At 66.7% G+C, this 14,194-nt stretch carries 12 protein-coding genes; 1 reads left to right on the plus strand and 11 read right to left on the minus strand.

All coding sequences use genetic code 11. The features are described 5' to 3' along the window. Positions 1-71: 71 nt before the first annotated feature. The 11 genes from ACIBG0_RS35405 to ACIBG0_RS35455 form a co-directional block, all read right to left on the minus strand. A complete protein-coding gene (locus tag ACIBG0_RS35405; RefSeq protein ID WP_397038756.1) occupies positions 72-1,418 on the minus strand; it encodes a UDP-glucose dehydrogenase family protein in 1,347 nt (448 codons plus the stop codon). Further along, positions 1,411-2,361, minus strand: coding sequence for a glycosyltransferase family 9 protein (locus ACIBG0_RS35410; protein ID WP_397038758.1), 951 nt, complete (start codon positions 2,359-2,361; stop codon positions 1,411-1,413). The genes ACIBG0_RS35405 and ACIBG0_RS35410 overlap by 8 nt, the downstream gene beginning before the upstream one ends. Then, positions 2,352-3,041, minus strand: a complete 690-nt coding sequence (locus ACIBG0_RS35415) for an SDR family oxidoreductase (protein WP_397038760.1) — start codon at positions 3,039-3,041, stop codon at positions 2,352-2,354. Before ACIBG0_RS35415 ends, ACIBG0_RS35410 begins: the two co-directional genes overlap by 10 nt. A gap of 20 nt (positions 3,042-3,061) precedes the next feature. After that, a complete protein-coding gene (gene rfaE2, locus ACIBG0_RS35420; protein WP_397038762.1) occupies positions 3,062-4,441 on the minus strand; it encodes a D-glycero-beta-D-manno-heptose 1-phosphate adenylyltransferase in 1,380 nt (459 codons plus the stop codon). Beyond that, positions 4,438-5,001, minus strand: a complete 564-nt coding sequence (locus ACIBG0_RS35425; RefSeq protein WP_397038763.1) for an SIS domain-containing protein — start codon at positions 4,999-5,001, stop codon at positions 4,438-4,440. The genes rfaE2 and ACIBG0_RS35425 overlap by 4 nt, the downstream gene beginning before the upstream one ends. Then, positions 4,998-6,014 carry a glycosyltransferase family 9 protein gene (locus tag ACIBG0_RS35430; protein WP_397038765.1) on the minus strand — a complete coding sequence of 339 codons (1,017 nt, stop codon included), beginning with the start codon at positions 6,012-6,014 and terminating at the stop codon, positions 4,998-5,000. Before ACIBG0_RS35430 ends, ACIBG0_RS35425 begins: the two co-directional genes overlap by 4 nt. Positions 6,015-6,037: 23 nt before the next feature. Then, the gene (locus ACIBG0_RS35435; RefSeq protein ID WP_397038767.1) at positions 6,038-7,537 is read right to left on the minus strand and encodes an HAD-IIIA family hydrolase; all 1,500 of its coding nucleotides are present in this window, start codon (positions 7,535-7,537) and stop codon (positions 6,038-6,040) included. Next, the gene (locus ACIBG0_RS35440) at positions 7,534-9,156 is read right to left on the minus strand and encodes a carbamoyltransferase (protein ID WP_397038769.1); all 1,623 of its coding nucleotides are present in this window, start codon (positions 9,154-9,156) and stop codon (positions 7,534-7,536) included. Before ACIBG0_RS35440 ends, ACIBG0_RS35435 begins: the two co-directional genes overlap by 4 nt. A gap of 109 nt (positions 9,157-9,265) precedes the next feature. Continuing rightward, the gene (locus tag ACIBG0_RS35445; RefSeq protein WP_397038771.1) at positions 9,266-10,237 is read right to left on the minus strand and encodes a UDP-glucuronic acid decarboxylase family protein; all 972 of its coding nucleotides are present in this window, start codon (positions 10,235-10,237) and stop codon (positions 9,266-9,268) included. A gap of 1 nt (position 10,238) precedes the next feature. Then, positions 10,239-11,543 (minus strand): glycosyltransferase, encoded by a 1,305-nt coding sequence (locus ACIBG0_RS35450; protein ID WP_397038773.1) that lies wholly within the window; start codon positions 11,541-11,543, stop codon positions 10,239-10,241. A gap of 31 nt (positions 11,544-11,574) precedes the next feature. After that, positions 11,575-12,552 (minus strand): glycosyltransferase, encoded by a 978-nt coding sequence (locus ACIBG0_RS35455; protein ID WP_397038775.1) that lies wholly within the window; start codon positions 12,550-12,552, stop codon positions 11,575-11,577. 123 nt (positions 12,553-12,675) lie between these two features. Between ACIBG0_RS35455 and ACIBG0_RS35460 the strand changes: the two genes are divergently transcribed. Continuing rightward, positions 12,676-14,061 (plus strand): aldehyde dehydrogenase family protein, encoded by a 1,386-nt coding sequence (locus ACIBG0_RS35460; RefSeq protein ID WP_397038777.1) that lies wholly within the window; start codon positions 12,676-12,678, stop codon positions 14,059-14,061. Positions 14,062-14,194 lie beyond the last annotated feature (133 nt).

The following is a 14,194-nucleotide window of genomic DNA, read 5'->3' on the forward strand; positions in this document are numbered from 1 at the left end:
TCCCCCTCATGACCGAACGGTGGCGGCTCATACGGCTAGACGTGGCGTTTCCCGCCTCGCGTGCGTGGTGATCATTTCGTGTGGGGTTTGCTGATGGCATCTTTGGCGCGGTCCATCTCGACGGTGCCGGTGCCCAGCAGGATGAAACCGGTGCCACTGAGCAGACGCTCGTCGAGCAAGTTTCGGGTGTCCACGATGACGGCCTGCTCGACCTCGGTCGCGAGCCTCGTCCAGTCGAGTGAACGGAACTCGGGCCACTCGGTGAGGATCACGATGGCACTGGCGTCCTTTGCCACCAGATACGGGTCGTTCACCACCCGAATGCCGTTCAGGTCGGGGAGATTCGATGCCGGGACACACGGGTCGTAAGCAGTGACAGTGGCGTTGTGGTGGGAAAGGCGCCGTGTGATCGCGACGGCGGGGGAGTCGCGCAGGTCTCCCGTCCCGGCTTTGAAGGCGAGGCCGAGTACGCCGATCCGCGTACCCGACAGTGAGCCGTCCACGGCACCGGTGACCGCGCGGCGGATCTTGCGCATCACGATCGCATGCTGATACTCATTGGCTCGCAAGGCATCTCGGACCAAAGCGAAGTCCACCCCGGACGCCTCCGCGGTCCGCAGGAGCGCGCGCGTGTCCTTCGGCAGACACGAGCCGCCCCAGCCCGGGCCGGGCGTGAGGAAAGCCGGACCGATCCGCTCATCCATCCCCATCGCCTTGGTGACCTTCGTGATATCGGCACCGACCCGTTCGCACAATTCGGCAAGTGTGTTCACAAACGAGAGCTTGACCGCGAAAAACGCGTTGCTGGCGTACTTGGCGAGTTCCGCGCTGGCCGAGTCCGACCGCAGTGTCGGCGCGCCCGTACCTGCGTAAAGCGCCGCGACACGGTCGGCCGACTCCCGATCCGGCTCGGCTGCGCCGACGAGGACGCGGTCGGGGTGCAGGAAGTCGTGCACCGCATGGCCTTCCCGGAGGAATTCGGGATTGCTGATGACTGTCGTGCTCGCCAGGCCGGCCAGCGCGGGGATCCGCGCCGCCGTCCCCACCGGAACGGTGGACTTGGTGACGAGCACACAATCCGGTGGCAGGACCGTGGACAATTTCTCCAGCACATCCTCGAGTACGCCTAGATCAGCCGTACCATCGGTGCCCGGGGGCGTGGGAAGGCACAACAGGACCACTTCGCATTCATGCAGCGACCCTGGATCCGACGTGAAGACGAGTCGGTTCTCCGACAGCCCTTCCCGAACCAGTTCCGGTAGATCGGGCTCGACGATCGAGACCGTACCGGCTCGAAGAGCCTCGACTTTGGACTCATCGTTGTCGACACAGATCACGTGATGCCCTAAGTGGGCAAGGCAAGCGGCACTGGTAAGCCCCACATAACCGGCACCTACCACACCGACGCGACTACCCATGGCGCACCTTCTCTCCGAGCAACCGGGCCGCGGCCGTCAGCACCTGTTCGGGTCGCACCATGAGCAGGCCGGGATCGGCATGGTCGGTATGTGGATCGCCGACGTGCCCGGCCCACAGCGTGACGTGGTGCTTCGCGTCGGCGGGCGGTCCCCATCGGTGCGGAGGCGTAGGGCCGAACAGCAGTACCGACGGTGTCCCGAAGGCAGTGGCGAGATGCCCCACGCCGGTGTCGCCGCACACGACCAGTGCCGCGGCGGCCACCAGCGCGGCGAGTTCGGCCAGATCGGTACGGCCCGCGTAGACCGCTGTCGGCGACAAGCCCGCTTTCTCGGCGACCGCGTTCGCCAACCGAATTTCGTCGTGCGTACCGGTGATCACCACTCGATGGCCGTTGGCAGCGAGCTCCCGTGCCACTCGAGCGAAACGTTCGGATGGCCAGCGACGTGCTGGGTAGGCCGCGCCGGGGTGGATCACCACCACGTTCGATTCGGGGGGCGGTTCAGGCGGTGCGGGTAATAGCAGCGCTGTCGGATCGGCGTCGATCCCTCCGTACTCCAGCAGCCGACACCAGCGGTCCACCTCGTGCATGTCGTCGCACCACTCAGGACCAGGCAACTCGGGGAAATCCGGATGGCGATGGGTCAGCAGCGTGGCCGGACGTGCTGCCAGCAGATCACGGATGCTTTCCGGCCCCGCGCCGTGCAGGTTGACCGCCAGCTTCGGCGGTGCGCCGTGCCATCGGAGCGCACCCAGCCCCGCGGTCGGCAACAATTCGTCAACCGCGTCGATGAGGTCGACCACATCGCGGAGCGCTTCCGGCGCGGCCAGCACCACATGGTCGTTCGGGTGGGCGGCTCGCAGCCCACGCAGCGCGGGCACGATGGTCAGCAGGTCGCCGAGCCCGAGGGCGCGGAGCAGCAGAATCGAGTCCGTCAAGGCCACGATCCCTCTTCCGATGCGCACACGACCATTTCCCTGACCTCGCAGCCCGGCGGCTGCCTCAGCGCGAAAACCACCGCGTCGGCGACATCCTGAGGTTGGTTGAGTTTCGCGTCGGGCGGCGGCTTGTACTGCTGCTCGCGGTCGTCGAAGAACGCCGTGTGCATTCCGCCGGGGATCAGCAAGGTCACCCCGACACTGCCTGCGGTTTCGGCGGCAAGCGCCCTGGTAAAGCCGACGACCCCGAATTTCGACGCGCAATAGGCGGTTGCGTCACCGACCGCCTTGATGCCGAGGGTGGAAGCACAGGTCACCACCGTCCCCTTGCTGTCCCGCAGGGACGGCAGGGCCGCGCGTACGACGGCAACGGTGCCGAGGAGGTTGACCTGGACCACGTACTCCCACCGCTTTGTCGACACCTTGTCCAGCGGGCCGCAGGCGTCGGTTCCCGCAGCGGTGAACACGCCGTCGATCCTGCCGCCCGCGCGCTCGATGAGTTCCTGCACGGCGTGCTCTGCGGCGACGGTATCGGCGAGGTCGGCACGCATGAAGTCGACGGGCGCCTCGGGCTCCACCCGGTCGATCACATAGGGGCGGCCCCCGTGCTCGCGTACCGCGGCGGCAACCGCCGCGCCGAGCCCGGAAGCGCCGCCGGTGATCAAGATATTGCCAAGAGTTCGCATCGCGCTCCTTCGTTCTCGTGTCAGTCACCGGACCGGGTCGCGGCGACCAGCTGTGATGTCGAGTAACCGCGAACCGTGGGAATCAGCACGATCTCGCCGCCGTAACCGCGAACGACTTCGGCCTCGGGTAGATCCGCGCCGGAGTAATCGCCGCCCTTGACCCAGACATCAGGGCGAAGGCGCTCCAGTAGTGCGCTCGGCGAGGATTCATCGAATACGACGACGGCGTCCACAGAGGACAGCTCGGTGAGCATCCGGGCGCGGTCACGAGCGGTGACGATCGGGCGGCGCGGCCCTTTCAGACGCCGCACCGAATCATCTGAGTTCAGACAAACCACCAAGGCATCGCCCATGGCCCGAGCCTGACGTAGCAAGCTCAGATGGCCGGGATGCAGCAGATCGAAGCAGCCGCCGGTGGCGACCAGTCTGCCGCCACGCGACCTGATTCTTGCCGCCACCTCGAACGCCGATCCGCCTTCTTGGGCGGTGCCTGTCTGCGCGACAGCCGCACTGTCGCAGGTGGACATCGTGGCCGCACCTCCCGCCACCACGAATCTGGCCGCCGCCTCTACGGCGTGCGACACCGCATCTGCCACTGTGGCCCCGTCGAGAAGCGCGACCGTCGCGGCCGACGCGAATCTGTCGCCCGCGCCGCAGGCATCGGAACGCACATGGCCGGCGATACGCGCCTCGACGGGCACGGGCACCACGGTGAGCCGTTTCCCATTAGCCAGCACCGCCCCGCCCGAACCGGTGGTCACCGCAACCGAATCCGCGACCCACTCGTCACGAAGTACCTTCGCCAACTCATCGGGTTCGACGTATCCCGGCGCGAACTGGCGCGCCTCGTTCATATTCGGCGAAACCAGCAACGCCCCCGGCGTCGGTGCCGGGCCGCGCGGGTGTGGATCCCATACCACCGGTACGGACCGGGCCAGTTCGGTCAGCAGTTGTCGGATCTCCGGATGCGCGGCGACTCCTCGGCCATAGTCCGCGACGAGGATCGCGCCGGCCGCCCGCAGTGTCCTGGTGACCGAAGCGCTCACCGCCCCGTCCGCTGTCCCGTCGCCGGTGTCCAGCCGCAGCAGTGACTGACCGGCGGCACGGATACGGGTCTTCCGTACCGTCGCGCCGCGCAGCGGCATCGGAACGACCTGAACATCCTGGTCGAGCAGCCGCGCGAGGGTACGTCCGTCTTGGTCTTCGGTGGTCGCCGTGATGAGCGAGACCTCGCCGACCGACTGTGCGGCCAGCACGGCGGCCAGACCAGCACCGCCCGGGCGTATCCACTGGCGTTCCACATCCACCACGGGCACTGGCGCTTCGGGGGACAACCGGTTCGCGACACCCTCGATGTCGATATCGAGGATGCTGTCGCCGACCACGACCAACGGCTTCACGTCGGGATCCCCAGTGCTTCGTCGAGCGCCGAACACAGGGCGTGCACCAAGACCAGATGCACTTCCTGCACGGTGGCGGTGCTCGGCGCCTGCACGGCCACCGCGTCATCGCACAGTGCCGCGAGCGGGTTGGGCGCGGGTCCGGTCATAGCCCACGTGGTAAGGCCGATGTCATGCGCCGCTTTCGCCGCCGCCACCACGTTCTGGCTGGTGCCGCTGGTGGACAACGCGATGAGCACATCATGGGGCCTGCCATGCGCCCGGACCTGACGCGCGAACAGTTCCGTCTCACCGTAGTCGTTCACAATCGCGGTGCCTGCCGAAGTGTCGGCATGCAAGGCGATCGCCGACAGTGGGCGCCGCTCGCTGCGGAAGCGGCCGACCAGTTCCCCGGTCAGGTGCTGGGCTTCGGCGGCGCTGCCACCGTTGCCGCACGCGAGCAATCTGCCACCGTTGTCGAGCACTCCCGCGAGTTCACGTCCCCATCTGCGGATATTCGGTGCGAAGCAACTGGTGCGCTCCAGTGCTGTGCACAAAGCCGCGAAATGTTCCTCGATCACGACACACCTCCTGTCCGCAGACGTTCACGCCTGCCTGCACTGAGTTCTCCTGCCACCATGACGACCTGCTCCGGGGTGATCGAATCGAGGCATGGGTGCCCCGCCACCGGGCACTCACGGGCCCTGCTACCGCGGCACGGCGCTCGTTGGTCACCGAGCATGGCCACCGGGACTCCGTAAGGCGCCCAACGCTCGGCGGGCACGACCGGTGCGAACAGGGAAACCACCGGCGTTCCGACGGCCGCGGCGAGATGCGCGGGACCGGTATTGGGTACCACCACGACGCTCGCGTCGCGGAGCACGGCGGCGAGCTCGGGGAGGGTGGTGGCTCCGCCGAGGTCGATGGCATGCCTACCGGCGACAGCGCCGGTGAGCGGGCGGTCCGATGAGCCGCCGGTCACGATCACGCGGTGACCGGCACTCGCCAGTGCGGCGACGATGGCCGCCGAACGCGATGACGACGGCTGCCGCGCCGGTACCGACGCGGCCGGATGCACCACCACATAGCCAGGTTCGCCGGTCAGGTCACACACCTTCGGCAACGGCTGCCTGACCGCGAGTTTCCCGTCGTCACCGGGTGGTAGTCGGAAACCTGCCGCCTCGGCCAGCGAGAGCGCGCGTTCGGCTTCGGGCGGATCACCTTCGACGCGATGGCGTAGATCCAACAGAGAGCCGGGGTAATCGTCCGAAATCGCGCCGATCCAGGGCACACCGGCCATCCTGAGCAGCAGCGCCAGCGGCAGTGGCGATTGGTGAAAAGAGGTGAGTATCAATGCCAGATCAATGTCGAGCGCGCGTATCCGATGCACGAACGCCTCGATGTTTACCGAGGTGACCGCGGGCGGTTCCGGGTCGATCCACGGCGCGCACCAGGTCAAGACCTGTTCCACACCCGGCAGGAGATCACCGCCTGCCCGACCTCGAGGCCCGGTCAACAGTGTCACCGAATCGACGTGCGCCGCCACCGCACGTACGCATGGCCCCGCCAGCAGGACATCACCGATGTTGTCCATGCGCGCCACCAGCGCCCGGCCTGTCAAGGCACACCCGCCATCGCCAGCCGTACGGCTTCGGCCAGATCGTGCGCCACGGTCGCTTCCTGCCGCGCGCGATGCACTTCTTCTGGGCGCGTTCTCGCCGTCGGTACCAGAATCCCGCGGGCACCCGCGGAGGTCGCGGCGGTGACATCGGCGCCGGTGTCACCGATGAGCACACACCTGCCCACGTCGACACCGAGCTCCGCCGCGGCCCGGAGGATCAGGCCCGGCTCGGGTTTGCGGCACGCGCAGCCGTCGCCTTCGCCGTGCGGACATACCTGCCACGTCGCGAATGGTCCGAGCAATTCCTCGACCCGGGAGTTCACCGCGGCGAGCTGTTCGCGGCTGATCAAACCTCGTGCGACACCGGACTGGTTGCTCACGATGCCGAGCTGGATGCCGGCCGCACGCGCCAGCCGCAGCGCGTCGACGGCACCCGGCACCGGCTGAACCCTGTCGGCGTCGCAGAGATAAGGGATATCGACGATGAGGGTGTCGTCCCGGTCGAACAGCAACGCCAGCGGCGAAGCGTGGCTTGCGTTGCGGTGCCGGAGTTCACCACGCAGGCGGTGCCAGCACGCAACCGGTGGAATCAGCGCACTGCTCACCGCCATGCGGCCGATTTCGCCGGGTGTGCGGGGCCCGGGCGCGACCCGGCGCGCCGCGAATTCGCCGGTCAGCATCGCCCAGACCGCCGCCGACACGAGTGCTGAGCGTTTGCGACCTGCTAGGCCGAATGCCACGGCCCCCGCACCCGCGGCCGTGGTGAGCGCGTGGCGTGGAAGGAGTCCGGCCTCTTCGCCGATGCGCTGACGCCACCGAGCGCCGTACTTTCGCCGCAGCAACGCGTTGTCGGCGTTTCCGCGTTGTGCTCGCACACTGGCCATGGGCCCGGATTCGCGGACCGGGTGACGAGTGAGCCGTTGTCCGGGTGCGATGACATAACCGGCGAGGCAGATTCGGATCGCCAGATCGGCGTCCTCGCGAAATGCCCTCGGGAACCGTTCGTCGAAGCCACCGACGGCGGCCAGCGCGCTGCGGCGGTAGGCCATGTCCGCTGTGATCCACCGCGCGGTGGCCAGTCGTGCGGTTCCTCGCTCCGCATCGGTCGGTCGGCGGTGCTCCGGCAGCGGAACCTCGATACGAGCCGTCGAAGCCGCCGTCTGCTCATCGAGACCACGCAGGTCATCGGCCAATCGCGCAGGCCAATCCGACGCGGTGATCACATCGTCATCGAGGAAGGCGATCCAGGTGCCAGCGGCGTGACGCCAACCCGCGTTCCTCGCGGCAGCGGGTCCACGGCCACCCGAGCGAATAACCCGCACCGGAAGCAGCGTTTCGGGCAGCGGCAGTTCCCCGCCGCTGCGACGATCGTCCACCACGATGACTTCCCGCGGCCGCGGACCCGCCGCGGTGTCGAGCGATTCGAGCAGCAACCGGAGGCTGTCCCGGCCCGTAGTCGGAATCACGATGCTGTAGTCGATGGTGTGGCCGTTCATGAGCGCCGCACCAGGAAAGGGCCGATTGCGAGCAGATCGATCGGGGCGGAACCGAAGCATTCGAGGGCGTCGCGGGGCGAATCGACCATCGGCCTGCCAGCGGTGTTCAGGCTCGTGTTCACCACAACGGGCACACCCGTGAGCCTGTCGAACTCCGACAACATCCTGCCCAGGACAGGATCATCCGCGGGATCGATCGTTTGGATACGTGCGGTGCCGTCCACATGCGTCACGGCGGGAATTCGGTCGCGCCACGCCGGGGCGACATCGTGGACGAACAGCATGTACGGGCTCGGCAACGGCCCGCGCCCGAAAATCTCGGACGCTCGGTCGGCGAGCACCATCGGTGCGAGTGGCCGGAACTGTTCTCGCCCCTTCACATCGTTGAGACGTTCGAGATTCGCCGACCGTCCGGGATGCGCGAGCAGCGAACGATGCCCGAGTGCGCGCGGGCCGAATTCGGCCCGACCCTGGAACCAGGCCACCACCTGGTCCTGTGCGAGCGCTCGCGCCACGTCCGCCGCGACGTCTTCGGATTTCGTGTACCGGATCTTCGCCGTGCGGAGAATCGTTTCCAGCTCCTGGTCCGTCCACTCGCGGCCGAGGTCGGCACCCGGCATCGGTTCAGCACGCTCACCGAACTCGGCCGCCAATTGCAGCGCGGCACCCAGCGCGGTGCCCGCGTCCCCCGCCGCCGGCTGAACCCAGATCCGTTCATAGGGACCTTCGGCGTACAGCCGCGTGTTGGCCACACAGTTCAGCGCGACGCCACCGGCCAGCGTGAGGTTCGGCTGACCGGTCTGACGATGCAGCCAGGAAGCCAACTCCAGCAGCACATCCTCGACGCGTCGCTGGACACTGGCGGCCAGATCGGCATGATCTCGGCCGAACGCACCGTCGGTCACCGCGGGCGTGAAGGACTCCCAGTCCACGGGTTCGGTTCGAAATCCACCTGCACCGGTGGAATACACCAGTTCCCGGAACCGGTCGAGGAACCGCGGCGTGCCGTAGGAGGCGAGAGCCATCACCTTGTATTCGTCGCTCGACCGGGCGAATCCGAGATGTTGGGTGAGGTCCTCGTACATCAGCCCCAGCGAGTGCGGTAGCTGTTGTGCCGCCAACTCGACGAACTTGCCGTCCCGATATTCTCCGGCGAGATAGGAATGGCTCTCGCCGCGTCCATCGGCCACCATCACCGCCGAATCACCCGATGGGGCGGCAAGCGCTGCGGAAGCGGCATGCGCCAGGTGATGTCGCACGAAGCGCACAATCGTGGGGTCGAGGCCGGGCAATGCGGTGGCGAGGAACGCGGGCGCCCTGCGCGCGTAGTCCGTACGGGTGGATTCGCTTCCTCGGTCGAGACCGTCGAGTGAATGATCGACCAGCCTCGGGTCGTAGGAGTAGCCCACCGCGTCGAGCTGATCGGGACGTATCCCGCCGCGATCCAGACACCATGCGGCAGCTTGTTCGGGCAGCTCCCACGCGGAGAACGGCACCGGCCGCTTGCCGTGCTTGCGACGAGTGAACCGCTCTTCCTCCGCGGCCGCGACGATTTCGCCGTCTATGACCAAGGCGGCCGCAGGATCGTGGAATACCGCGTTGATTCCGAGAATGCGCACGAGCCCCGCCTTTCTGTTCGAGACGCGGGACCGGATGATCAGCCCGCTGACATATTTGAGGCGCTACCCGGGTGCGTCGGCAGTAAACCGCTGCGCTGCACAGCTGTGATCAGCGCAGCGACTCCTCAGCCGCCACGGCCCGGCGCCCGATGAACCAGTCGATCGTGCGGCGCAGCCCCTCCGCCCTGGTGACCACTGGCCACCAGCCCAGTTCGCGGCGGGCCAGCGAAATATCCGGACAGCGACGTTTCGGATCGTCGATAGCACCGTCGACATACTGGACAGGGGACGTGCTGCCGGTCACCGATCGGATCTCCTCGGCGAGGCCTCGAACGGAGATTTCATGCGGATTGCCGATGTTGACCGGCCCAGGATGGTCGGTGGACGCCAGCGCGAGCAGACCGCGGCCCGTGTCGTCGACATAACACAGCGAGCGGGTCTGCTCGCCGGTTCCCGCGATGGTGATCGGTGCGCCCGATAGCGCCTGAGCGATGAAATTGGGCACCATTCGACCGTCGTCGGTACGCATGTATGGACCATAGGTATTGAAAATTCGGGCTATCCCGGTATTCACTCCACGTTCCCGGCGAAACGCCATGGTCAACGCCTCGGCATACCGTTTCGCCTCGTCGTAGACGCTGCGCGGACCGACCGGATTGACGTGACCCCAGTAACCCTCCGGCTGCGGGTGCACCGCTGGGTCACCGTATACCTCGCTCGTCGATGCCAGCACGAATCGAGCTCGATTCCGCTCGGCCAGCTCGAGGGCGTTGGCGGTGCCGAGTGCACCGGCTCGTAGCGTCTCGATCGGCAGTCGTAGGTAGGCCGCAGGTGACGCGGCCGACGCGAGGTGGAAAACGACGTCGAAGCAGCCCAGCGTGGGCAACTGCTCGGTGACGTCGTGTTGTATGAGCTCGAACCCGGGGCGGTCCAGCAGTCGGGCAACATTGGCGGGTGTCGACGTAGCGAAGTTGTCGAGCGCGAGCACGGCGGTGCCCGCGTCGAGCAACTGTTCACACAGGTGCGATCCGACGAATCCGCACCCACCGGTGACCAGCGCACGTTCGTATTGTTCCGACACGTTATCGCCTACCGTGACCGGTTGCGCGAAAACCCTGATCTATCGACGACGGCTCGGGGGAGAGCACGCCGCCGACCCGCTCGATCGAACCGCCGTCACTGCCCCCGCTGTCGTTGCGCACCCGCATGGCCGTCACCCGACGGTACGCAGAGAGTGTCTCCATGGCGATCCTGTCCCAGGAATAGCGCGACTCGACGCGATCGCGACCGGCGCGACCGTACTGGTCTGCGCGTTCGGGCGCGGCCAGGAGATCGCGGACCGCGTCAGCCAGTTCCGCGGGTGCCCGCGGGGCGATCAGTCTGCCGGTCACACCGTCGACGACCGTGTCGATGAGCCCCCCGACCGCGGTGGCGACCACGGGAGTGCCGCATGCCATCGCTTCGAGGGGGGTTATGCCGAACGGCTCATACCACGGCGTACACACAGCCACGTCCGCCGACCTCAGCAGCGGAGCCATGTGGATCCTCGGCACCTGTCCCAGCATGCGGAGCCGGTCTCGCACGCCGAGCTCGTCCGCGAGCGCCAGCAGCCGTCGGCCTTCGGGGTCGTCGGCGACTTTGCCGTTGTCCGGGCCGCCGACCAGGACCAATTCGGTGTCGGGCAGGCTGGTGAGTGCGGTGATCGCGATATCGAAACCTTTGCGAGGCACTAATCTGCCCACAGTCATCAGCCGGTGCTCGGCCGACCGCGGTGTGCTCGGCCCATCGGGTGTGAACTGCTCGAGATTCACCCCGCACGGAATGACCGATGTCCGGGACTGCGGCACGCCCATCCTGGCTAGTTCGAACACCTCGTCGGTACATGTGGCGATGATGCGGTCGGCTTGTTCGGCGATAAGCTGCTCGAGGCGTAGTCGGTCGGCCGGGCTGGTATCGTCCGCGCCTTGGTGGCGGCGTTTCACCACCCCGAGCGCGTGAAATGTTTGTACTACCGGAATGCCGGCGGGTTGAGCGCCCGCGATGGCCGCCAGCCCGGACATCCAAAAGTGGGCGTGTACCACGTCGGGGCGCTCGTGTCGCCAGTGCTCTCGCAGAAAGGCGCCGAATTCGCCCATGTGCGGCAGTAACTCATCTTTCGGCAGTCGACGAGCTGGGCCGGCCGGCACACGGATCACCCGGTAACCTTGTTCGGTGGTTACGGTATGCGCCGCTTGTGCCTCATCGCGTCGGGTATAGACGGTAACCTCGTGCCCTTGTCGGCACAGGGCCGCGGACAGTTCCGCGACATGGACGTTCTGTCCACCGGCATCGATGCCGCCCAACGCGGCGAGCGGGCTGGCGTGTTCGGAAACCATCGCGATCTTCATGATCCCGCCTTTCCGGTCCGGGCCACCGCAGCTATTCGGTGACCTCGGCGAGTAGGGCATCCCACCGCCGCAGGAAGACATCGAGGCCGTAATGCTCCAGCGCGAACTGCCGTCCCGACTTGCCGGCGAGCACCGCCAGATCGGGTTCGTGGAGAAATTCATGGAACTTGGCGGTGAGCCATGCGACGTCAGAAGAGATTGCGCCGGCTTCCGGCGGCACCGCGCGGATGGCCTCGGTAGTGGCGAGCACCACTACCGGCATGGCCAGGTGCATGGCTTCCAGGAGAGATAATCCGAGCGAAGTCCACCGCGCGGTGTGCAAATATACCCTTCTCCTGGCCATTTCCGGATGCAATACCGATTGTTCGAAGTCGCCGATTCCACGAATCGGGTGTCCGGTGGCTCCGTCCACTGTGAAGTCGTCGGCTCCGATGCCGTACAAATCGACGGGCCCCGCCATCGCGAAGGCGGGCAACAAATCACTTCCTGTGATCCTGCCGCGCCGCATCGGTTCGTTGATCAGCGCTACCCCGTGTGGCACTTCGCCGGTGTACAGCGCTCCGGGGTCGACGATGCCGTGCGGCACCACCCGGGTGGGCGCCTTTCCGTTGTCCCACATCAGATCGTTGAAGTGCGTGACGTGCACAATCGGGATGTCGGTGCGATCCGCCAGCGAATGCCGGGTGGTGGCCGCGCAGGGACGCGGAGTGTTGTGCTCGACGTAGATCGCCGGAATGTCGGCGCCGGGACGACGACCGAGCCATTGCTCGGTGAGCTCGATCTCCTCCGGACGTTGGAGAACGACTACGTCGACCTCGGTTTCGCGCAACTTACCCGCGGGCACTTCCACAGCGGCGGGCCAGTCGCGCCCGCACAGCCCACGGCCCCACGGCCCCCCTCCTTCCAGCACGGGGACCAGGTAATCGTGCTGTCCCCGGACGAACGAACTGGTCCAAGAGCCATGCACATGCCAAACGAGCACGGTGAGCCGTTCGGTGATCTCGGCCATGTCGGTAGCTCTTGCCGCTCAGCGCCGGATCAAACCTGGTCCAGGGATTCCCGGCGCTGGCAGCCCGGTACGGCGCTTGCCACCGACGGGTTTGAACAGTGGGTGTCAGGTAACGCCCGCGGTATGAACGCACCCAACTCTGTCGCGTTTGCCACCGACCATCGAGACACTATCGAGATCCTTGATCCCGCAACCGGTGTCACCGTCGGCAAGGTGCCCATGACCGGTATCGCGGAAATCGATCGGCAGGTAGCGCTGGCCAATCGGGTCCAGTCCACATGGGCGCGAACCCCGGCGGCCGAGCGGGCCGCCGCACTACGTGCCGGCGCCGCCTTGCTTCGCCAGCATGCCGATGAACTCGCCGAGCTCAACCGTGTCGAAACCGGACGCCCGCAATCCGAGGCCAAGAAGGGGGTCCTGACCGGTGCGGCGACATTGGAGCAATATGCCGAACTGGGACCGGTGCACCGAGGAAAGAGCCTTCAGGGGGACTTCGAAGCGACCGACCTCATGGTGTGGGAACCTCGTGGCGTTGTGGTCGCGCTGACGCCATGGAACGATCCCGTAGCGGTGTCCTGCGGTTTGCTCGGCGCGGCACTGGTCACCGGAAATACAGTTGTGTACAAGCCGAGCGAACGCGCACCGCACACCGGCGGTCTGCTGGGCGGTCTGCTCGCTCGGGTGATTCCCGAGGGCGTACTGCAGACAGTGCAAGGCGATGGGAGGGTCGGCGCTCTGCTTGCCGCTCGTCCCGATGTGGACGTCATCGCGCACGTCGGCAGCACGGCCACGGGACGGTCGATCGCGCAGAGCGCCGCGACCACCGGCGCGAAGGCATTGCTGGAAAATGGCGGCAATGACGCACTGGTCGTCGATGCCGGTGTGGACCCCGGGTGGGCCGCTGGCCAGGCGGCGCTCGGCGCCTTCGCGAACTCCGGGCAGATTTGCGTCTCGGTCGAGCGGATCTTCGTGCACCGGGACATCCTGCAGGCCTTTATGGCAGCGCTGACGGCTGAAGCCGAGTCCCGGAAGTTGGCGCCGTTGGTAGACCGGCGCCATCGCGATCATGTCCACGCCCACGTGCACGACGCGGTGGTCCACGGTGCCGATCTCGTGACGGGCGGTACCGTGCCGAACGGGCCCGGCGCGCACTATCCGGCCACCGTGCTGGCACATTGCGATCCGAATATGCGGATCATGCGCGAAGAAACGTTCGGTCCGGTCGCACCGGTACGGGCGGTGGATACTTTCGAACAGGGCATCGCGGAGGCCGCGAGTGACGGCTACGGGCTCGCCGCGACCGTACTCACCGCGTCGATGGCCAATGCCCAGCACGCCTGGCGCGCCCTGCCGGTCGGCACGGTCAAGATCAATGCGGTGTTCGGCGGGGCGCCCGGCGGAGCTGCGCACCCGCGCGGGGGAAGCGGAACCGGCTTTGGTTATGGACCGGAGTTGTTGGACGAGATGACCCAGACCAAGGTGGTGCACCTGCGTGCGGCCCGCACTTAGATCCGCACATCCGACGCGCCGGTCACCGAGCCGCCCATAACGACGAATCTCCTCCGCTGCGAGTTGCTCAGCACCTGAAACTGCGGAGCAGCCAGGGCATTACCAAAAGATTGCTGGGACGGCTGATTGGCCT

The sequence above is a fragment of the Nocardia sp. NPDC050630 genome, assembly GCF_044457245.1.
In the GTDB taxonomy this organism is placed as follows: domain Bacteria; phylum Actinomycetota; class Actinomycetes; order Mycobacteriales; family Mycobacteriaceae; genus Nocardia.

Excerpts from the sequence above, each read along its gene's own strand:
- ACIBG0_RS35405 (WP_397038756.1), bottom strand. The coding sequence starts at position 1,418 with ATGGGTAGTCGCGTCGGTGTGGTAGGTGCCGGTTATGTGGGGCTTACC.
- ACIBG0_RS35415 (WP_397038760.1), bottom strand. The coding sequence starts at position 3,041 with ATGCGAACTCTTGGCAATATCTTGATCACCGGCGGCGCTTCCGGGCTC.
- ACIBG0_RS35430 (WP_397038765.1), bottom strand. The coding sequence starts at position 6,014 with ATGGACAACATCGGTGATGTCCTGCTGGCGGGGCCATGCGTACGTGCG.
- ACIBG0_RS35435 (WP_397038767.1), bottom strand. The coding sequence starts at position 7,537 with ATGAACGGCCACACCATCGACTACAGCATCGTGATTCCGACTACGGGC.
- ACIBG0_RS35450 (WP_397038773.1), bottom strand. The coding sequence starts at position 11,543 with ATGAAGATCGCGATGGTTTCCGAACACGCCAGCCCGCTCGCCGCGTTG.
- ACIBG0_RS35455 (WP_397038775.1), bottom strand. The coding sequence starts at position 12,552 with ATGGCCGAGATCACCGAACGGCTCACCGTGCTCGTTTGGCATGTGCAT.
- ACIBG0_RS35460 (WP_397038777.1), top strand. The coding sequence starts at position 12,676 with ATGAACGCACCCAACTCTGTCGCGTTTGCCACCGACCATCGAGACACT.